Raw genomic sequence first — 19876 nt, 5'->3', positions numbered from 1 at the left:
CACTGAGGCCAATGGCTTTGGTGAACGGTGGCACTATGCAAAATCAGATCTCGGTGGCGACCTTCCGCCGGCTGACCCCAGCCATGGTGGAAAGTCAGCGGCTTGCCATGGCCAATGACATCGTGGCAACCACGAAGGCTGAAGTGGCGATTACCCTGAAAAAGGCTGCGCCTGCGCTCGGTATTGAAGGCACGACCTATCACATTCTCGATATCTTGCTCGGGCTGACCAAGGCAGACGACTGGAAACAGGACCGTCGCCCGCTGGTGGCCATCTCCAACGAGAAACTGGCGGATTATGTGGGGCGTTCGACCCGCACGGTGGCACGGTCCCTGAAGAAACTCGTGGAAGCGGGCATTCTGGCCTACCGCGACAGCCCGACCGGACGCCGCTTCATCTACCGTAACGAAGTGAGCGGCGATATCGATCGCGGCTTTGGCCTGGACTTCTCCCCGGCCCGGCAGCGCATCAAGGAACTGCAAGGCATTGCGGATGCGTTCAGCGCTGAGCTGAAGGCCAAGCAGGAGGCCAAGCGCAATGTAACCCGCCTGTCCCGCGCCATTGCCGACCTTCTGGCGGTTGCGGCCCTTGAGGGCCTGCGCCTTGAAGAGCATGAGGCGGAGCTTTCAGTCATTCTCGCAAGTGCGATCCCTAACAACCTCAAGGCAGACAGGCTCTCCCAGCTTTACGAAGCCATTGTTGCCGCATTCGGCACGAATGAAGCTGCGGCAGAAGGAGAGGCTACAGCCGCTGAAAGTGAAACTTCTTTTGAAGAAATGTCGGGCGCACCTGACACTGATGTCACCCCATATAATATTACAACCCGTCAAAACTCTAAAAAAAGTAATGAGCGGCCATCTCCTCACGTCGATGACTTAAAATCAAGAAAAGCCTACGGCTTTGATAAAGCTCCTGAAAAGGAGCCTTCACGCAAGTCTGGTGCCACAGATCGAACGCGCTCAAGTGCTGAACCGCCCAAGGCAAAGCCATCTGTGCCGCCTAATGCGGACGGAACTTCACCACTTCTTTCTGAAGTTTCTATTGGTTTGATCAACACGGCGACCCGAGAAACTCAGGATATTCTGGGCGGAGCCTTCCGCTCCTGGGGGGATTTGATGGGCCGGACGAGCGAGTTGCGCTTGCTGGTTGGTTTGTCGGAAGCGGGATGGCGCGGTGCGTGTTCCCGCGTGGGCCAACATGTGGCGGCGGCGGTGCTTGTGACAACGGCGGAAAAGGCCCTGCGCGACCCGGACCAACTGGCGCGGCCTGCGGGTTACTTCCTGGCTTGTATCGACCGCGCGGTTGACGGAAAGCTGGCTTTGCATCGCTCGCTGTTCGGGCTGGCTCAGGGGTGATGGCGTTGGTGTTTCTTCTCTTACGGTTGAATGCGCAGGCGGTGAAAAGAGGCGGGCCAGAAACTCGCGGCCCCTGCCCCGGAGATGGGAAACAACACCCCCGGAGCACGGATTGGGTCCTACTGCGGCAGCAAGCGGATCAACTGGCCATCACTGCTGTCCGTGAGCACATAGATGAAGCCGTCATCCGCCTGCCTGACATCGCGGATGCGCTCTCCCAGTTCAGCAAGGAGCCTGCTTTCGCCGGTAACCGTTGTGCCGTCCAATGACAAATTGGAGAGGTGACGACCACGCAAGGCACCAACCAAAAGGTTACCGTTCCAGTCCGGATACTTGTTACTGGTCACGAACGCCATGCCGGACGGGGCGATGGAAGGATCCCAGAAATAAATCGGTTGCTCCATGCCCGTTTTCGTTGTGCCTTCGCCGATGCGGCCTCCCGTGTAGTGGCGGCCGTAGGAAATCACCGGCCAACCATAGTTCTTCCCCGCTTCGGGAATGTTGATTTCATCCCCCCCACGGGCGCCATGTTCTACCGTCCAAAGGACGCCGGTTTCGGGATGGAGGGCCGCACTTTGGGGATTACGATGGCCGATGGACCACATCTCCGGCTGATAGCTGCTGTCACCGAGAAAGGGATTGTCCGGTGCTGGCGCGCCATCTATGGTCAGACGCAGGACTGACCCGGCATGGTTCTGGGTGTTTTGCGCACTTGGCCGGTCGCCTCTGTCTCCAAGGGTCATGAACAAGGTTCCGTCTGGCGCAAACACAAGACGCGATCCAAAATGGCGCCCTCCCCTGTAGATGTTGTTGCCCGAAAAGATGACCCGTCCATCTCTCAGTTGAAACCCATCGCCTGAACGTTCAAGCGTTGCACGGTACACCGATGTGCCCGCGCCCCCTGAGGTTGGTTCGGAAAAGCTGAGGAAGATCTGGCCATCTGACGCAAAGTTGGGACTGAGAACCACATCGAGCAAACCGCCCTGCCCGCTTGCAAAAACCTTCGGCGTTCCAGACACAACGCTTTGCTCGCCTTCCGCCGTGACATGTTTGAGTGCGCCGTCGCGCTCGGTCACCAAAAAGCCGCCGCCCGGAAGGTCCGCGACACTCCATGGATGGTCCAGTCCGCTGGTGACGGTTTCAGGTGCAATGCGGGTTTGCGCCTGCGCTGTTCCAGCCACAGCCGACAAGGCAAACCCCGCGACCACAGCTAAAGCGCCAGCCCAAACGGACTTTATGGCCCGATGTTTGGTGATGAACCTCCAATGCCCAAAACTCATTCCCAACTCCTCGATGATTAGGGGTGCGCGCACCCGTTTGCGATCTTCCCTTTAGGAGATAGGTAGGTTCTTTGGTCAAAACAGGGAGGCGCTTGTTCCAATCGGCGACGACAAACATTCAAAGCCCGTCTTCACGCGGCATCCTGATCTGGCTTGTGTGCCGACGCGGGAGTGCTGCGCGCCAGTTCCTTCTTCAACCGCTTGCGGAAGTTCCCATCATGAACCGTTATGGTGTGCCGCGCGGACTTGAGTTGCTTCACATCCGGGTTGGCGATTTCTTGATCAATGAGGTCTGAAAGGGGAGCCTTTGGCGACCACAAGCCGGCGAAGTGGCGGGCGGCCAGTTTCGATTGCAACTCGGCCCCGGGCCAGATGCACCCAAGCGGCTGAAACAGACCCATGAAGTAAAGCCCCGGGGCGTCTTCGGGGATCATCTTCATGTAAAGCCGTGGGGTGCCCTTTGAAAAGTCAAAGAGAGAGGGATCGATGAAAGCATGTTGGATCTTGTATCCGGTGCAGGCGATGATGGTGTCGAAGTCTTCTTGCGACCCATCCTTGAAGTGCACCGTAGCACCATGGAACCGATCGATGTCGCCTTTTGGCTGAACATCGCCGTGGCGGATTGCGCTGTAAAGATCCGAGTTCACCGTTGGGTGGGTGGCAAGAATTTCGTGATCAGGGTCTTGCAGGCCGATCTTCCGGTTGCTGCCTTGAACCAACCACAACAGGTAAGCGAGCGTTTTCTTTTGCAGCCAAAATGGCCCATGAACGAACCGCTTCATCAAAACATCAATGGGCTGCCCAAACAGAAATTTCGGAAATAGATGATACCCGCGACGCCAGCTGATCACGGTGCGGGCGGAGACACGGGCGGTTTCTACCGCCACATCGCAAGCGGAGTTGCCGCCGCCGATCACAAGAATGCGCTTGCCCCGGAAGCGTTCGGCACGCTTGAACTCATGAGAGTGCAAGAACTCGCCATTGAACTCCCCTGGGTAATCCGGATATCGGGGCGTGTGGTGATGGCCATTGCAAACGCAAACGGCATCGAAACTGTCTTCGCCATGGGCCGCTTTTCCATGATCCATCCAGCGCAATCGCCAGCCCCCTCCCCTGTCCGGCTCCAGCTGTTCAATTTCCGTTTGAAACCGAATGAGCGGCATGAGGCCAAAAGTGGCGGCGTATCCCTCAAAATAATTTCGCAGCACCTGATGGGAGGGATAATCCGCGACCCAATCGGGAAAGGGATAGTCCTCATATTGAGACAGCGTTTTGGAGCTTATGATATGGGTGTGTTCAAACACGCTGGAATGACCGGCTTCGTCATCGAACCGCCAGTTACCGCCCACGCCCCTGCCCCGTTCAAAACCCACCACGTTGAAGCCGAAGTCCTTGAAGTTCTTCATGGCTGCAAGACCCGATGGCCCGGCGCCAATGACTGCAACCCGTCTGCCCATGTCCCCTCCCCTGCTAACTTTCCATGTAAGGGAAGCGAGTAGCTGCCCCTAAGTCAACTATGGAGTTTAAAGGACTTGGCAAGTGCCAAGTCTGGCCCTGACCATGTTTGGAGCGTGCAAGGCCGCGCCCCTTCCCCTCTTAAATCTTACCAAAATGTAAACGCATATGCCCGGGTTGATGGCTGCAGCACGGGACTTGGCAGCTGCCAAGTTGGCCTTATCCATAGAGGCCTTCGGAATCGGTCCAGTGTAATGGGTCACCGGCGATCATCTGCGTGATCATGGTGATAATGGAGTCTGGTTGTTCTTGAGGGAAGAAATGCGAGGCCTCCGTAAGCTTGATGTCGCGGGCTTTGGGGATGGCAGTTGCCAAGTTTGGCCAGGTTGGCGAGAAGCCAAATGAAAGCGGGCCGTCTTGCCCGTTCTTGTCGCGGGCTCTGACAATGGTGGTCTCACAGCTGATGTCGGCAAGACCGTTATAGGTCTCGGTTCCGCAGGCGTTGACATAAACCTCGGCTTCACGCGCCGGATTGCACGCCAGTTGGCAGCTGCCATCTTGCCCGTTTTCGATCAGTCCGTGCTGGCAGTAGTCTTTCAACACTTCCCTGTTCCAGCTGGAATACGGCGGTTTGCCTCGGAACTTCAAGAGCATTTCATCGGGGTCGCGCCACTTAGACCTGCGCCCCGCAACCGGGTGATCCTCCGGGTTCATCTCATGCGGGTTTCCTGCACTGGCAGAGGGTGGCCACAGCACCGGGTCCAGCAACAGCATGCGCTGAAAAAGTGTCGGACGCTGGCTTGCTGCATAAGCTAATAGGGCCCCGCCCATGGAATGGCCAACACCAAAGCCGCCCTTAAAATCAACGGCATCTAGGACAGCTACCACATCCTCGCCCAATTCATCCCACAGCATTGGGCCGTTGACCTGCTGGCTCCTACCGTGACCGCGCGCGTCTACCGCCAGAAAACGAACATCCGGCAAACGGCGAATGATGTAGTCCCAGCAATGAGCGTGCAGGCCAGTTGCATGAAGCAGGAGAACGGGAGGTGATGAGCCCGGCCAATCGTGAGCGACGATCTGACCGCCTGGCGTGGAAATCTCCACCAATGTTGGTTGTGATGTGCGCATTGGCTACCCAGACAGTTTCGAAGTTTTGACGACCATAGCTACATCATTGTGGCGCGTCTATTCGAACAAAGCATGGCAAGAATGCAACTTGGCAGCTGCCAAGTGTCCAGATGGCCGAAGGTTCATCTTGTGAAGATGACGTAGAGGCTGTTTACTTGAAAGGTACCCCGACTCGGCTTTCGATAGGTTTTGATGAATTGTTGAAAGCAGCGCGCCGGATGAAGTTTTGTTTTACCACGCCCGGGAGTAATCACCGGCGAAATTAAGAGTGTAACAAAGCAGTAAGTTCAGCTGACCCAAAATAATCTGCGTTCAATATCTATTGAGTTGCTAATCTAGCGTATGCGCCCACATTATATGTAAGCAAAGTTTTCAAGAATTTGGAGGCTGACACAACGAAAGGATTCCCCCGATGGATGTGTTCTCTCTATACTCTGAAATCTACGATCGGACCAAAGTCGAGGAGATGTCGCTGCAAGACTACATTCTCGGCTGTCGTGATGATCCTTCCATGCGAGCGACGATTGCGGAGCGCATGATTTCTGCTATTGGGGAGCCAGAAGTCATCGACACAAGCCTCGATCAGCGTCTCGGTCGTATTTTTCTGAACCGTACAATCAAGCGCTACCCCGCCTTTAAAGACCTTTTCGGGATGGAAGAGACCATCGAGCGGATCGTGGGTTTCTTCAGACACGCCTCTCAAGGATTGGAAGAGCGCAAGCAGATCCTCTACTTGCTCGGGCCTGTGGGGGGCGGTAAGTCCAGCCTGGCGGAAATTCTGAAAAACCTCGTTGAGCAAGAACCTATTTATGTCTTGAAAGCTGGCGAACAGATCAGCCCGGTCTTTGAATCTCCCCTTGGCTTGTTCGACCGCGAAACAACTGGCGATCTGCTTGAAGACAAATACAATATTCCAAAGCGCCTTCTCACAGGGCTGATTTCGCCCTGGGCCACAAAGCGACTCGATGAATTCGAAGGCGATATTTCCCGCTTCAAGATCGTAAAGTTGTACCCGTCGAAGCTACGTCAGATTTGTGTTGCGAAAACAGAGCCGGGTGATGAAAACAACCAGGACGTTTCCGCGCTGGTGGGGAAACTCGACATCAGAAAACTCGAGCATCTGAGCCAGAATGATCCGGATGCCTACAGCTATTCGGGGGGCTTGAACCGGACAACTCAAGGGCTTCTCGAGTTTGTTGAGATGTTTAAAGCGCCGATCAAGGTGCTGCACCCGCTGCTAACCGCAACACAGGAAGGCAACTACACCGGTACGGAAAACATTGGCGCGTTCCCATTCCAGGGCTTGATCGTTGCCCACTCCAATGAATCCGAGTGGCAGCAGTTCAAGAACAACAAGAACAATGAAGCGTTCCTTGACCGCATCAGCGTGGTGAAGGTGCCGTATTGTCTGCGGGTTACCGAAGAAACCGAGATCTACGAGAAGCTCTTGACGGGAAGTACACTTGGAGAAGAGCAGTGTGCCCCGGAAACCTTGAAGTTGCTCTCGCGCTTCTCCGTTCTCAGCCGCTTGAATGAGCATGAGAATTCAACGCTTTACTCCAAGATGTGCGTCTATGACGGCGAAAACCTGAAAGACATCGACCCAAAGGCCAAGTCGGTTCAGGAATATCGGGATGCAGCCGGTGTTGACGAAGGCATGAACGGCATTTCAACCCGCTTTGCCTTCAAGGTGCTTTCTGAAACCTTTAACCACGACACCTTGGAAGTTGCCGCGGACCCCGTGCACCTGATGTATGTTCTGGAGCAGGCGGTGAAACGGGAGCAGTTCCCGGAGGATACAGAGCAGCAGTATCTGGACTTCATCAAGTCCGAGTTGGCACCGCGTTATGCGGAGTTCATCGGCCACGAGATCCAGAAGGCCTATCTGGAATCCTACAAGGACTACGGTCAGAACCTGTTTGATCGTTACATTGCCTATGCTGACGCCTGGATTGAAGATCAGGACTACAAGGATCCGGACACCGGGCAGATGTTCAACCGTGAGATTTTGGAGCAAGAGCTTTCCAAGATCGAGAAGCCTGCTGGCATTGCAAACCCGAAGGATTTCCGAAACGAAGTCGTCAAGTTTGTGCTGCGGGCCCGCGCGGAAAACAGCGGCAAGAACCCGGATTGGCAGAACTACAAGAAGCTGCGCCGCGTTATTGAAAAGCGCATGTTCGGTCAGGTGGAAGACCTGCTGCCAGTGATCAGCTTTGGCTCCAAGAAAGACCGCGAGACAGATGCCAAGCACCACGAGTTTGTCTCTAGGATGATTGAGCGCGGTTATACCCGGCGCCAGGTTCAGCGTCTGGTGGAATGGTACATGCGCGTCAACAAGGCGGGGTAACACTCCGCAAACCTGAGCGGTTCCGGGCCGGTCATGCGTCGTTGAGTTTGAAACGAAGCATGGCCCGAGCCGCATGGGCGCGATGCAGCGCAGGGTCGGAGTCAGAGCAGCAGAAGGTAGCTAATGGCCAATTTTATCGACCGGCGCCTGAACCCGAAGGACAAGAGCCTGGGTAATCGGCGACGGTTTTTACGGCGAGTTCGCAAACACATCAAGAAAGCGGTCGACGCCTCAGTGCGTGAACGCGGCATCTCGGATGTGGATCAGGGCGAACGCATTTCTGTACCTGCCGAGGGCATCACCGAACCGGTGTTTCGTCGGGCCAGGGACGCAGGCCACCGGGACTACGTCTTCAACGGAAACAAGGAATACCGCTCTGGTGACCGGATTGCCAAGCCGGAACAAGGGGGCGGTGGCAGCGGCAAGGAAGGCAGTGACAGCGGGGAAGGGGAGGACGATTTTGTATTCGCCCTGTCTCGCGAAGAGTTTCTGGACATCTTCTTTGAAGATCTTGAGCTGCCTGACCTAATCAAACACAGTTTGAAAGAGGTTCAGACCTTCAAACCGCGCCGGGCCGGTTATTCGGTTTCCGGGTCTCCAACGAACATTAATGTTGGCCGTACCATGCGCAACTCCCTTGGGCGACGGCTGGCCTTGCGCCGCCCGAACCAGAAGGAAGTCCGGGAGCTGCAGGAACAGATTTTCAAGCTGGAAGCGGTCTCCACGCCAACTTCCAAGCAGAAAAAGGATTTGATCCGGCTGCACAAGGAGCTGGAGGAGACATTGCGGCGGCAAAAGGTGATCGCCTATATCGATCCACTTGATGTGCGGTACAATTATTTTCAGCAGCAACCACAGCCCAATGCCAACGCGGTCATGTTCTGCCTCATGGACACCTCTGCTTCCATGGGGGAGCGGGAAAAGGATCTGGCAAAGCGGTTCTTCGTGCTTCTGCATCTGTTCTTGAAGCGGCGCTACAACAAGATCGACGTGGTCTTCATTCGCCACACCCATAATGCGCAGGAGGTGGATGAGGAAGCATTCTTCTATTCCCGCGAAACCGGCGGTACCGTGGTCAGCACGGCCTTAAAGGAAATGCTGGAGGTCATTGACGCGCGCTACCCACCGTCGGAATGGAACATTTATGCCGCGCAGGCGTCGGACGGTGAGAACTTTGCCGGCGACACGGACACCTGTGTGGAGCTGTTGAACGCAGAAGTGATGAAGCGGTGTCAGTATTTCGCTTACATCGAAATTTTGGATGAGGCCGAGCTAAAGTTGTTCCAGGGCGAAGAGAACGGCATGGAACTTTGGCGCGGGTATCGACGCGTGAAGGAAGATTGGGCGAACTTCGCCATGAAGCGGATCGCCAGCCCCTCGGATATTTATCCGGTGTTCCGTCAGTTGTTTGCCAAGAAAATGAGTGGAGCGGCCTGATGACAGCAGTGAAGACCACCAAGGCCGAGCCGCTCTTCACTACGGCGGATTGGAACTTCGAGGTGTTGCAACGCACCTATGACGCCATCGAGGAAGTGGCGGTAAAGGACCTTGAGCTGAATGTTTACGCCAACCAGGTGGAGATCATCTCCTCCGAGCAGATGTTGGATGCGTATTCTTCCATCGGCATGCCGCTGATGTATCAGCACTGGTCGTTTGGTAAACACTTCGTTAACGACGAGGTGAGTTACCGAAAGGGCCTGCGCGGGTTGGCCTATGAAATCGTGATCAACTCCGACCCCTGCATCAGCTACAACATGGAAGAGAACACCATGGCCCAGCAAACGCTGGTCATGGCCCATGCTGCGTTTGGTCACAATCATTTCTTCAAGAACAATCACCTGTTCCGGCAATGGACCGATGCTGAAGGCATTCTTGATTATCTGAACTTTGCCAAGGGGTACATTGCCAAGTGCGAAGAACGCCACGGCGTTCACGAGGTGGAGCGCATTCTGGATGCGGCCCATGCGTTGATGAACAATGGCGTCTTCCGCTATCGCCGGCCGCAGAAACTTTCCCTGAAGGCCGAGCAAGAGAAGGAAAAGGAGCGCCGGGATTACGAAGAGCGCACCGTGAACTACCTTTGGCAAACCGTTTATTCGGGACCTGAGGGCCAAAAGTCCGAGGCGCAAAAGGAAGCGGAAGAACGCAAACACACCTTGCGTTTGCCGGAAGAGAATATCCTCTATTTTCTGGAGCAGTACAGCCCGATCCTGCAAATCTGGCAGCGAGAGATCCTGCGTATCGTCCGCAACATTGCCCAATACTTTTACCCGCAGCGCCAGACCAAAGTGATGAACGAGGGCTGCGCCTGTTTCGTGCACTATCACATCGTCAACACCTTGCAACAGCGCGGGTTGCTCTCAGATGGTGCCATGTTGGAGATTTTGCACAATCACTCCAACGTGCTGTTCCAGCCCAGCTTTGATGATCCAAGGTATTCCGGGTTCAACCCCTACGCTTTGGGGTACGCCATGATGGAGGACATCAAGCGGATTTGCCTTGATCCGACGGAGGAGGACCGGGCATGGTTGCCGGAGATTGCCGGTAAGAAAGACTGGAAGGGGGCCATCAAGGATGCTTGGGCCAACTACCGCGATGAGTCTTTCATTCAGCAGTATCTGAGCCCCAAGGTGATCCGCGACTTCCGCATGTTTGCCATTTCTGATTATGCCAAGGATTCCCATGTGACAGTCTCGTCGATCCATAATGAGCGGGGCTATGGGGAAGTGCGCGAAAAGCTGGCGCAAAACTACGATGTGGCGGTCATCGATCCGGACATTCAGATTGTTGATGTTGACCTTTTGGGTGACCGGCAGTTGAAGCTTCGCCACTACAAGCGCAACGGTGTTTCTCTGGATCAGAAGGAACGGGACAAGGTGCTGGCGTTGCTGCGCACATTGTGGGGGTATGGTGTGCTCTTGGAAGAAGTGGACGCGCCGCCGCCGCGCCATTGATCTCAAGGTATGTCGAGAAGCGAGGGGAGGGGAGAATGGAAGTGAGTTCTCCCTAACCATATGCAGGTTCTGGCTGGCGCCCGGGTGGTTTGGTCTCTTATAGTTGCCTCATGACAACCACAAGAGCGGAGCCAACGGTCTGCCGCCCTGCATACAGAGCCTTCCAAAATGACGTCCTGGCGCAAGCAAGCTGTTCAACTCATTCAAGCGGATTACAATCGCTCCGCGGATACGCATCTCTTTCGGGTCGATGCTCCGGCCCTGACACGCGTTGATCTCTATCTGAAAGATGAGTCGACGCACCCAACCGGCAGCCTGAAGCACCGTTTGGCGCGGTCCTTGTTTCTTCACGCGATTTGTAACGGCTGGATCCGTGAAGGCAAGCCTGTCATTGAGGCTTCTTCCGGCTCCACAGCCGTGTCCGAGGCCTATTTCGCCAAACTGCTGGGCTTAGAGTTTATCGCGGTGATGCCCGCCACGACCTCTCAACAAAAGATTGCAGCCATCGAGTTTTACGGAGGGACCTGCCATTTGGTGGAAGACCCGACCACCATTGGGGCGGTCTCTCAGCAGCTCGCCGATGACACCGGTGGGCATTTTGTTGATCAGTTCACTTATGCGGAGCGGGCAACCGACTGGCGCGGCAGCAACAATATTGCCGAGAGCATTTTTGAGCAGATGTCCAGCGAGCGTTTCCCGGTGCCAAAATGGGTGGTGATGTGCCCCGGCACAGGCGGCACCTCGGCCACCATTGGCCGCTACATTCGCTATCGCTGTGAAGACACCAAACTGTTGGTGGTGGATCCTGAAAACTCTGTGTTTTATGACTGCTACGCAAAGGAACGAAATGACCTGACGCTGACCTGCGGCTCTCGCATTGAGGGCATTGGCCGTCCGCGCTGCGAAAAATCCTTTGTGCCAACGGTGATTGACGAAATGCGGCAAGTCCCGGACGCGGCTTCCATCGGGGCCATGCGTGCGCTTGAAAAAACACTTGGGCGGCGCCCCGGCGGGTCAACTGGCACAAACTTCTACGGCGTTTGTCAATTGGCGGCGGAAATGCTGGCCCGTGGGGACGAGGGCTCGATTGTCTCGCTCATGTGCGATGGCGGGGAGCGCTACGCCAATACCTATTACAACGATGCCTGGCTGGAAGAGCACCACATTCACATCCGCCCCTATGAGGAGCAGGTTCTGACCTTCCTTGGGACTGGACGCTGGGAAGCCCTTTAACGCGCGACAAGTTGAAAGTGCAGAGCGCCGCATCTCAGGGACGTCGGAGAGACGTGTTACACATGGACCCTGAAGGATGCGACGCTGCTGCGATCGTCTTTTGCCCGTCCAGGCGGGCCTTGATCAAGACAACCTCCCGCAATGGCCTATCTATATAAATCAAGGTGTTGAGGGCTCTATATGTAAGCACGATGATGCCCTGCCCACGCAACCCATGATTTATCATGGGCTACACGTAATAGGTGTGCATCAAGCTTGCATAGCTGCCTTCAGCGTTGGCAGGAACGCCCAGATTTCTCTGTTCAATTTGACCATTTTCTTGATTGAGGCTCCCATGGATGCAATCCTTGGTTGATCAACAGGTTTAACCTCTCCCAAGTGCAACTGACCGTTCTTGCGCTGAATGCGCATGGAGTGCGTGTGCGTAATGGCCCCTTCAGCATCTGTCTTGAACACCGAGTGGTTGAACTCGTTACGCAGGCGGGTGCTTTCATTAAACAACCGAATGATGCGGCGCAGCTGCCGCGTCACCTCCGGATCAGTCAGCTTGGCCTCTGCCAGCCGTTCAACCAGATCCAAGCGGGCGCGGGTCGTGTTCAAGGTGCCGAAAACGATGGTCGCGGTGATTTCATCGGTGCGCATGAGATACTGCAGCATGTAAATGAACATGCTTTCGTTGTTTGACCAGCAATAACTCATGTTGCCAATAAGCGCGAAAATGAGGTTTCGCTCTCCAGCCTTTTCTTGGGCTATGCGCTGCAGGGCGTCAAAATCGGGCTGAAGTGGCTCGTCCTCGGGCATTTTTGGCATCCTCCCACTCACTCATTTTATGAGTCTAGGGCATTTTGCAGAACTTGCCTCCATGTCTTTTGGGTGAGGTGCATTGCAAATCACCTAAGTAATGGGCGGTGAACCAATGTTGATGTGTGCTTGTAATGCTTTATTTCCCAGTCAACCTAGTAGATATCGAGTGAAAATTTACCAGTAAAGCTGATTTTACATGCGATTGGCACATAACAACGATTAGCCTCCAGATAACAGCAGCTTTCTGGAGTAGTCATGTATGTTTCAATTTTGCAATGGATGTTTTGCGCAACGAGCACTGCGAGAAATGATGTAAATATTCAAATTGAATATATAGATTGTTCGATATCCATGGTCAAAACAGGCCTATTCTGCGCAGTTCATCCAGTAAAAACACAAGGTTAAAAAATAACGGGTGATTTTACACTGTTTGCCGCACCGGGTGTTCGTTTTGTTTAGTGTGCCCGCCTTGGCGTTCTCTTGTCCTTTTAGCCGAGGTCATCTTTACGATTAGAAGATGTGGGGGCAGGACAACAACAGGATCAAGGGATCGAGACAGTAAAGCGTCGCTGACCTGAAAACCATCGGTTTCAGGAAGGCTGTTGCTTTGCCTGAACGGCGCTTGGGCTGTCTCTGGTCTGTTCCCGAAAAAGGGCGACTGCACAAACGCTGCAGGAAACACGCGGTGCTGGACCGTTCGACCCGATGACGTAGAAGATCGTCGCTTCGAAACGCCCGCCAGACCGCTCTATTGGAGCCAAGGCATGTCAGTTGATATTGATGACCTGAAAAACGTGATTGAAGACGCCATCAACGACGTTGATGGGCAAACGCCCATTCCTACCGATAATCCGGGCAATGATGCCGGATTGGCCGCGTATCAGACCAACGAGCTTTCCGATTTCGATCTGGTTGAAGCCCCTGAGCTGTCCAACGCGGCAGACCCATGGCAAACCGTCAGCGTGAATGGCGGCTCGGCAGCAGCTGGAAACGGGATTACCGACGTAAATGACGCCGGAGACGTCGGCGATGATCTTTCGATCTCGGGTGAGGCCGGAGCCTCCGCAGATGCTGCGGGCCGGGCGGACATGTTTGTCCAAAGCATCGAGATGGGCAACAACGTTCAGCAGAACGCCTTTTCGGCTGCGGTCACGGGCGGTGACTACGATGTATCTGCGTCTGGCGGTGAGGGCGCGTCCTTCAACAGCGGTCAGGCGTCAGATTCTCAGCTGGAAACGCTGAGTGCGGTGAGCCTGGAGCAGGCAAACACCGCAGATGATGCGGATGAGATTCTTAACGCGACGGTGCTGAGCGAAAGCAATGTGTCGCGCAATCCCACTCAAACGGTGACCGTTGACGGCGGTGTTGCCACCGCAGGTGATGGCATCAACAGCGTTGGCGGGGGTGCAGTTGGCGCAGCGGGCAGTGTTGGCGACGATCTGTCCATAGAAGGCAGCGCCGATGCCAGCGCGGACGCACAAGGCGTTGCCACATCAGCCAATCAGGCGCTTGCGACCGGGGAAAACACCCAGATCAACGCGGCTGATCTTTCCGTCACGGGCGCAGATGTGAACGTTGCTCAAGGCGGCGGCGCAGGCGCGGGAACTGACGGGGCGGCGCAGCTTTCTTCCATCAGCAGCGCTGAAAATGTTTTCGCAACCTCGTTCTCAGCCGTTGAGCAGCTGAATGAGCTGAACGACGATGCAGACCTGGTGGAAACACCCAGCGTGACCAACGCAAGTCAGCTCACCCAATCGGTTGACGTTGATGGTGGCACCGCCTCTGCCGGTGATGGGGTTGATGTTGGCGGCCTTGTGGGGGCGTCTGGTGTAGGTGGCGACGCCAGCATCGGTGGCTCCGCATCGGCTTCTGCAGATGCCCAAGGCGTTGCCATGTCCTACACGCAGGACATTGACAGTGGCGCAAACCAGCAGGCGAACTCTGCGGCGATTTCTTCGGTTGCCGGAAGCCGCGCTGCCGCAAGTGCGGAAGAAAATGGCGCCACCATTGCTGCTGACAGCGGTGCGTTGATGGCCCCATTTGTTGGCTCCACCCAGGCCGCGGGCATTGCCCAAGAAAACATGGCGGAAGACTCAGATGAGATCTCATCTGCGACGGTTCTCAATGATGGTGACAACCTTGATGGCGGCATCCCGAGTGAAGGCATTGTCACGCAAGGTGTGACCGTGAATGGCGGCATTGCCAACGCTGGAAATGGCATTGCCTCCGGATCTGGTGTAGGCAATGGCACAACAGAAGGCGACACCAGCATCAGCGGCCACACATCCGCGTCCGCAGATGCAATCGGCGGGGCTTCTGCATTCACGCAGGCGCTCACAACTGGCGGCAATCTTCAGCTGAATGACGCCGCCGTTAAAATGGTTGGCGGCAGCACCGCCAAGGCAACCGCAGGCGAGAATGCGGCGCAGGTTGGCGATGTGGCATGGTCTTCGGACTCATTTGCGGTGGGGGCCGATCAGGCCATTGAAAGCGCAAACTACCTGGCAGACGAAGATGAGATCACGGATGCGACGGTTGTAAACAATCCGTTCGACGGCACCACCGACGAGCCGGTGACCAACCTTGAGCAGACAGTGACGGTCACGGGTGGAACATCTACAGCGCTGGATGGCGTGTCGCAATCAGCCGGCACCATCGGCGACTTCAGCAGCGTTGGCGATGATGCCTCCATCGTTGGAAGCTCAGAAGCGGGTGCGGATGCATCCGGAACGGCGACGGCGTTCAATCAGGCTTTGGCGACAGGCGGCAATCGGCAGATCAACGAGGCTTCCGCGTCCACCGTTGGCGGGCATGTGATTTCTGCTGAAGCAGGGGAAAGCGGTGCATCCGTGGGTGCAGTGAATGGCGGTGCTCCAGATGGTCTGACCGTAATTGAGGCCGAGCAGAACATCGGGCAGCTCAACATTGCCGAGGACGATGATTTCATCGCGTCGCCTCTGGTTGAAAATCAGGAAGGCGGCATCGTTGAACAGAGCGTTGCTTCCACTGGTGGCACTGCAACTGCCGGAAATGGCATTCAGCAGGTTGAGGCAAGCAGCCAGATCGGCGGCGACGCTGAGGTGATGGATGATGCCAGCATTGTCGGTAAAACCTCCGCAAGTGCTGATGCATCTGCGGCGGCCAGTGCGTTCAATCAGGTCATCGCAACCGGTGGCAACACACAAGCCAACCAGGCAGACGCTACTATCACCGGTGGCAATAGCGTGTCAGCCTCCGCAGGCAATGATGGTGCGAGTGTTGACATGCCAACCTTGCGCGGCATCACGCCAAAGATCGATCCGGTTGTCAGCATTGAGCAGATGAATGACAGCACGGACAATGACGACATCAACGATGCTCAGGTTGTGAATGCTGGCACCTTGTCCCAAACCATCTCTTCTGTGGGCGGTTCGGCCACAAGTGAAGATGGCATCAGCCAGATCAATGGCGGCAGCTTGGGGGCACAGGATGTCAACGGCGACAGCGCGATCTCCGGCAGTGCCTCGGCAAGCGCGGATGCAACTGCAGTTGCGTCGGCCTTCAACCAGTCCATCAGCACTGGCTCAAATGTTCAGTTGAACCAGGCCTCAGTTGACATCGTTGGCGGTGACGACAGCGCGGCAACTGCTGGGGAGAACAGTGCCTCTCAGGATACATGGGCGCAGGCCCCGCGTTTCATTGGTGCTGACTCGGATGCTGAAGTAACGCTTACCCAACAGAACCTGCTTGAATCCGACACGGATGAGGTGACTTGGGCAACGGTTACCAATGACGGTGCCGTTTATCAGGACGTGGACAGCACCGGCGGCGCCGCTTCCAGCGGAGACGGCATCGACCAGTACTACACGGCACCAGATGGGGCTCGTCTTGGCGGCGATACTGTGGGCGATGACTCCACCATCGCAGGGGCCTCTGATGCGTCAGCGGATGCCAGCGGTGGCTCGGCGGCTTTCGGGCAGTCCATCAATGTGGCAAGCAATGGCCAGCAGAACACGGCAGCGACCAGTGTCGTGGGCGGCGACGCAGTTTCGCTTTCCACGGGCGAGGACAGTGATGGCAGCCTGCCTTCTTCCGTCGCTGGCCCGATTGTTGGCCCGAGAGTGGCGCTGTCTGCGGAGACCACCGTTGAAGTCGAGCAGGCCAACCTGCTGGACAGCGACTATGACTACGTCGAAAGCGCAAGGGTCACCAATGACGGTAGTCTGGTCCAGAACGTTGCCAGTGAAGGCGGCAGCGCCAGCGCTGGGTCCGGTCTCGTTGGCGATGGTTCCAGCCAGATGTTGTCCATGGGTGGGCCGAATGCGACGGGCGATGACGCCTCTGTCTCTGGGTCAACCAGTGCAAGTGCAGATGCCGTTGCTCAGGCCTCAGCTTTCAATCAGCTGATCCGGTCGGGCTCAAACGTTCAGATCAACAATGCAGCTGTTGAAGTGACGGCCTCCAACGCAAACTCCGTGAGCATCGGTGAAGATGCAACCGGTGGGGCAGCGGCGCTGGCCTCTGGCTTCATGGCAGGCAATGCGGACACGCTAATTACCTTGGATCAGGCCAATGGTGCCGATGATGGTGATGAGATCGTCGATGCGGTGGTGACCAACGCCAGCGGCAGCGACGTGGCTCAAAAAGTCACGGCCAATGGCGGCGAAGCCACTGCGCAGCACGGCATCCATGACGATGGCGCCAGCCAGTTCAACGCGGGCGGCACCGTGGGCGACGATTACAGTGTCTCCGCAAAGGCTCTGGCCTCAGCGGATGCGTCGGCTCAAGTCTCTGCTTTCAACCAGACCCTGCTTTCCGGCGGCAACACTCAAGCCAACGCGGCCAGCGTTGACTTTGTTGGCGGCAACGACACGGCGTTGTTTGTGGGCGACGACGATAGTCTGGATCTGTCCGTGACCCCGTCCGGCGGACAGCTTCCGGGTTTGAACAGCTACAAAGACGGCACTGACACCGTCTTCACAGCTGAGCAGACCAACAGCCTGGCCGATCAGGACTACATCGAGAACCCAAGCGTCATCTCGGCAAACAGCACGGACATGGACCAGATGGTCTCTGTTGATGGCGGTGTTGCGATGGCCGGTGACGGCATTCTGGATGCAGAAGATCTGTTCGACTTCTCTGCCGGTGACGACATGTCCATCGCCGCTGCAACCTCCGCCACGGCCGATGCCATGGGTGTGGCCTCTGCCTTCAATCAGACAATCGTCATGGGGGCCAATGTTCAGGCCAACTCCATCGAGGTGTCTGTGGTGGGCGGTTCCTCCACGGTCAACGTCATTGGCGAAGACGACATGGCATCTTGATCTGCCCCTTGAACCAAAGCCTGCGCGGAGACTATCCGCGCAGGTCTTCTTTGAAGACCAACAGTCAAGGCAACCCAGATGCTGTCGCAATCCATCAACGAAATTACATGGCACTTCCTCGGGTATCTCAAGCTGAGGGAAGACCTTGCAACAACATCCATCCGCTACGACCACGCCATATCCGGCTTTGAAGACGTTCTCGTTGAGCAAATGGTGGACGTAAAGCCATGGCGCACGGAAGAACCGGAAGAGCTGCCCTCCACCAATGCCTCACCGGTTGGCGCGGACCCTCTGGGTGTGCCGATCGCAGTGCCGGATCTTTCCTTGGATTTCATTCCCGCTCTGAACGGCATTGTTCTGGGGCCAGAGGGCCAATCACCCGTTGATGCTCCGGCTCAAGCCGTGCCATCTCGACCCGTTGATGGTCCCGCGCCGGTTACTGACTGGGAGCTGGATGTAGAGCTGAACTATGATTTCTTCAGCGCACCGGGTACGTATGTTGGTATTGAGCAGGAAAACGCGCTGCAGGATGACGATGTTCTGGTTCAGGACCATGTGGTCTGGGCTCCAGCAAGCGAGCTTCCATCTGCAGAGGCAGTGCTTCAGAGCGCAGTAGAAGCCTCCGAGGCGGCGGTGGTGCCCGGACTGCTCGCTGAGCTGGCACAACCCGAACCTGAGCTAGCAAAAGAGGCCGCGCAAGGGCAGGTCACCCGTGCTGAAAACGGGTTCAAAGACGTCACCGTGAAGATCGGTGAGAACACCGGCACCTATGACCCAACAGAATTTGAGGCACAAAAAGACGGGGAGGCAGAAACAGCCCCCGTCAGCCAAAAAGAGCCCGAAGCGCCGGAACACAGTGTCGCCTTGGGCGACAACGAAGCAACCAATGTTGCCGTGATTGCCGATTTGATTGAGGCAAAAACATCGGTGGTGGTCATGGGGGATTACTACGCCACCAACGCCATTGTTCAAAGCAACGTCTATGTGGGGGCTGGACAAACAACACAGCAGGCGGCCAGCACCGGTGAACCCACCCTGTTCAACGCCAGCGAGATCAGCAGCTCGGGGGAGACGTTGATTTCTTCCTATGTATCTGGAGCATCAGCGCTTTATTCGTTCGATGTGGATGTGGCGGTGGGGAACCTCTACAACGTCAGCGTTGTGCAGCAGTACAATTTTCTCTCTGACAATGATCACATCCAGTACGAGCTGAACTCGGGCGGCAGCTACGTGTCGCTTGGCGATAACACGCAGGTCAATGCGGCCCAGGTGATCAAGGATGTGTCCGCCTACGACATGATCATTACCGCAGGCGATTATTTTGATCTCAACTACATCTCGCAGCGCAATGTGCTGCTGGATGCCGACCGGGTGTCCTGGGAAGCTTCTGGCTTGACCGATGCGGGGCAAGGCAACCGCCTTATCAACGATGCCAAGATAAAGACGATTGGCGGCGGCTCGCTGTTCAAACCGATGGACTCCGAGGCATCGGCGTTTTTTAGCGGGATAGCACAACACGAAAGTTCTTTGACCTACAAGCCTGCCGGCTTCGAGTTCGGCTTTCCTCAGATCGGCTCCACTGATTTCAAGGTGCTGTTCGTCACTGGAAACAGCTATCACCTGAATGTCATCGAGCAGGTGAATGTCCTTTCCGATATGGACACGGGCCGTATCATCGGTGAGGGCGCTGCGACTGGGGAGTTTGATACACCAAACTACGGCAGCGGCAGCGCAAACCTTGCGCGTAACAAGGCGGAAATCATCGATTACGACAGCCAGTCCGGGTTTCAGTATCTGGGCGGCGCCTACTCCGAGGAAGACCTGCTCATTCAGGTCAACATCTCGGTGGAGGACAGCGCCTCCGCTCCTTCTCAGCTCAAGTCGGCAGGAGACCTTGTGAATGAAGTTATTGCTTTCACAGGAGGGGAGAACAGCGGGCCGACGGACGAGGGGGGCTATGCATTTGCCTCACTCAACGCGGGAGATCTGTTTTCTGATCTCCTTACCTAGATTT

The 19876-nt window shown here is 56.0% G+C and carries 11 protein-coding genes; 7 read left to right on the top strand and 4 right to left on the bottom strand.

Annotation, left to right across the window (positions count from 1 at the left end; genetic code table 11):
* The first annotated feature begins 35 nt into the window (after positions 1-35).
* Complete coding sequence (gene repC, locus Q3Y58_RS07625; RefSeq protein WP_319621782.1) at positions 36-1355, top strand: plasmid replication protein RepC; 1320 nt, start codon at positions 36-38, stop codon at positions 1353-1355.
* Positions 1356-1474: 119 nt separating this feature from the next.
* Here repC and Q3Y58_RS07620 read toward each other — a convergent pair whose 3' ends face one another.
* The 3 genes from Q3Y58_RS07620 to Q3Y58_RS07610 all read right to left on the bottom strand — a co-directional run bounded on the left by Q3Y58_RS07620 (position 1475) and on the right by Q3Y58_RS07610 (position 5221).
* Complete coding sequence (locus Q3Y58_RS07620) at positions 1475-2635, bottom strand: PQQ-dependent sugar dehydrogenase (RefSeq protein WP_319621781.1); 1161 nt, start codon at positions 2633-2635, stop codon at positions 1475-1477.
* Positions 2636-2766: 131 nt separating this feature from the next.
* Complete coding sequence (locus tag Q3Y58_RS07615; protein ID WP_319621780.1) at positions 2767-4092, bottom strand: flavin-containing monooxygenase; 1326 nt, start codon at positions 4090-4092, stop codon at positions 2767-2769.
* A gap of 217 nt (positions 4093-4309) precedes the next feature.
* Positions 4310-5221, bottom strand: a complete 912-nt coding sequence (locus tag Q3Y58_RS07610; protein WP_319621779.1) for an alpha/beta fold hydrolase — start codon at positions 5219-5221, stop codon at positions 4310-4312.
* Positions 5222-5633: 412 nt separating this feature from the next.
* Here Q3Y58_RS07610 and Q3Y58_RS07605 point away from each other — a divergent pair, with 412 nt between their 5' ends.
* The 4 genes from Q3Y58_RS07605 to Q3Y58_RS07590 all read left to right on the top strand — a co-directional run bounded on the left by Q3Y58_RS07605 (position 5634) and on the right by Q3Y58_RS07590 (position 11755).
* Positions 5634-7568 (top strand): PrkA family serine protein kinase, encoded by a 1935-nt coding sequence (locus Q3Y58_RS07605; protein ID WP_274219026.1) that lies wholly within the window; start codon positions 5634-5636, stop codon positions 7566-7568.
* A 123-nt stretch (positions 7569-7691) separates the two neighbouring features.
* Positions 7692-9005, top strand: coding sequence for a YeaH/YhbH family protein (locus Q3Y58_RS07600; protein ID WP_274219027.1), 1314 nt, complete (start codon positions 7692-7694; stop codon positions 9003-9005).
* A complete protein-coding gene (locus tag Q3Y58_RS07595; RefSeq protein ID WP_274219028.1) occupies positions 9005-10522 on the top strand; it encodes a SpoVR family protein in 1518 nt (505 codons plus the stop codon). Before Q3Y58_RS07600 ends, Q3Y58_RS07595 begins: the two co-directional genes overlap by 1 nt.
* A 168-nt stretch (positions 10523-10690) precedes the next feature.
* Positions 10691-11755 carry a PLP-dependent cysteine synthase family protein gene (locus Q3Y58_RS07590; RefSeq protein WP_319621778.1) on the top strand — a complete coding sequence of 355 codons (1065 nt, stop codon included), beginning with the start codon at positions 10691-10693 and terminating at the stop codon, positions 11753-11755.
* A gap of 249 nt (positions 11756-12004) precedes the next feature.
* Here Q3Y58_RS07590 and Q3Y58_RS07585 read toward each other — a convergent pair whose 3' ends face one another.
* Entirely contained in the window at positions 12005-12556 is a 552-nt protein-coding gene (locus tag Q3Y58_RS07585) for a hypothetical protein (protein WP_319621777.1), read from the bottom strand.
* Positions 12557-13323: 767 nt separating this feature from the next.
* On the opposite strand from Q3Y58_RS07585, the gene Q3Y58_RS07580 reads away from it, so the two are divergent.
* Positions 13324-17862 (top strand): beta strand repeat-containing protein, encoded by a 4539-nt coding sequence (locus Q3Y58_RS07580; protein WP_319621776.1) that lies wholly within the window; start codon positions 13324-13326, stop codon positions 17860-17862.
* Between the two features lie 78 nt (positions 17863-17940).
* Complete coding sequence (locus tag Q3Y58_RS07575; RefSeq protein ID WP_319621775.1) at positions 17941-19872, top strand: hypothetical protein; 1932 nt, start codon at positions 17941-17943, stop codon at positions 19870-19872.
* Positions 19873-19876 lie beyond the last annotated feature (4 nt).

It is taken from the genome of Nesiotobacter zosterae (genome assembly GCF_033843645.1).
Taxonomy (GTDB): Bacteria; Pseudomonadota; Alphaproteobacteria; order Rhizobiales; family Stappiaceae; genus Pseudovibrio; species Pseudovibrio zosterae.
Note: the sequence above shows the minus strand (reverse complement) of the source record. Positions and strands in the feature narration are given on the sequence as shown.

What these genes read in the sequence shown, in the direction of transcription:
- repC (WP_319621782.1), top strand. Translation starts at nt 36, where the DNA reads ATGCAAAATCAGATCTCGGTGGCGACCTTCCGCCGGCTGACCCCAGCC.
- Q3Y58_RS07620 (WP_319621781.1), bottom strand. Translation starts at nt 2,635, where the DNA reads ATGAGTTTTGGGCATTGGAGGTTCATCACCAAACATCGGGCCATAAAG.
- Q3Y58_RS07615 (WP_319621780.1), bottom strand. Translation starts at nt 4,092, where the DNA reads ATGGGCAGACGGGTTGCAGTCATTGGCGCCGGGCCATCGGGTCTTGCA.
- Q3Y58_RS07610 (WP_319621779.1), bottom strand. Translation starts at nt 5,221, where the DNA reads ATGCGCACATCACAACCAACATTGGTGGAGATTTCCACGCCAGGCGGT.
- Q3Y58_RS07605 (WP_274219026.1), top strand. Translation starts at nt 5,634, where the DNA reads ATGGATGTGTTCTCTCTATACTCTGAAATCTACGATCGGACCAAAGTC.
- Q3Y58_RS07600 (WP_274219027.1), top strand. Translation starts at nt 7,692, where the DNA reads ATGGCCAATTTTATCGACCGGCGCCTGAACCCGAAGGACAAGAGCCTG.
- Q3Y58_RS07595 (WP_274219028.1), top strand. Translation starts at nt 9,005, where the DNA reads ATGACAGCAGTGAAGACCACCAAGGCCGAGCCGCTCTTCACTACGGCG.
- Q3Y58_RS07590 (WP_319621778.1), top strand. Translation starts at nt 10,691, where the DNA reads ATGACGTCCTGGCGCAAGCAAGCTGTTCAACTCATTCAAGCGGATTAC.
- Q3Y58_RS07585 (WP_319621777.1), bottom strand. Translation starts at nt 12,556, where the DNA reads ATGCCCGAGGACGAGCCACTTCAGCCCGATTTTGACGCCCTGCAGCGC.
- Q3Y58_RS07580 (WP_319621776.1), top strand. Translation starts at nt 13,324, where the DNA reads ATGTCAGTTGATATTGATGACCTGAAAAACGTGATTGAAGACGCCATC.
- Q3Y58_RS07575 (WP_319621775.1), top strand. Translation starts at nt 17,941, where the DNA reads ATGCTGTCGCAATCCATCAACGAAATTACATGGCACTTCCTCGGGTAT.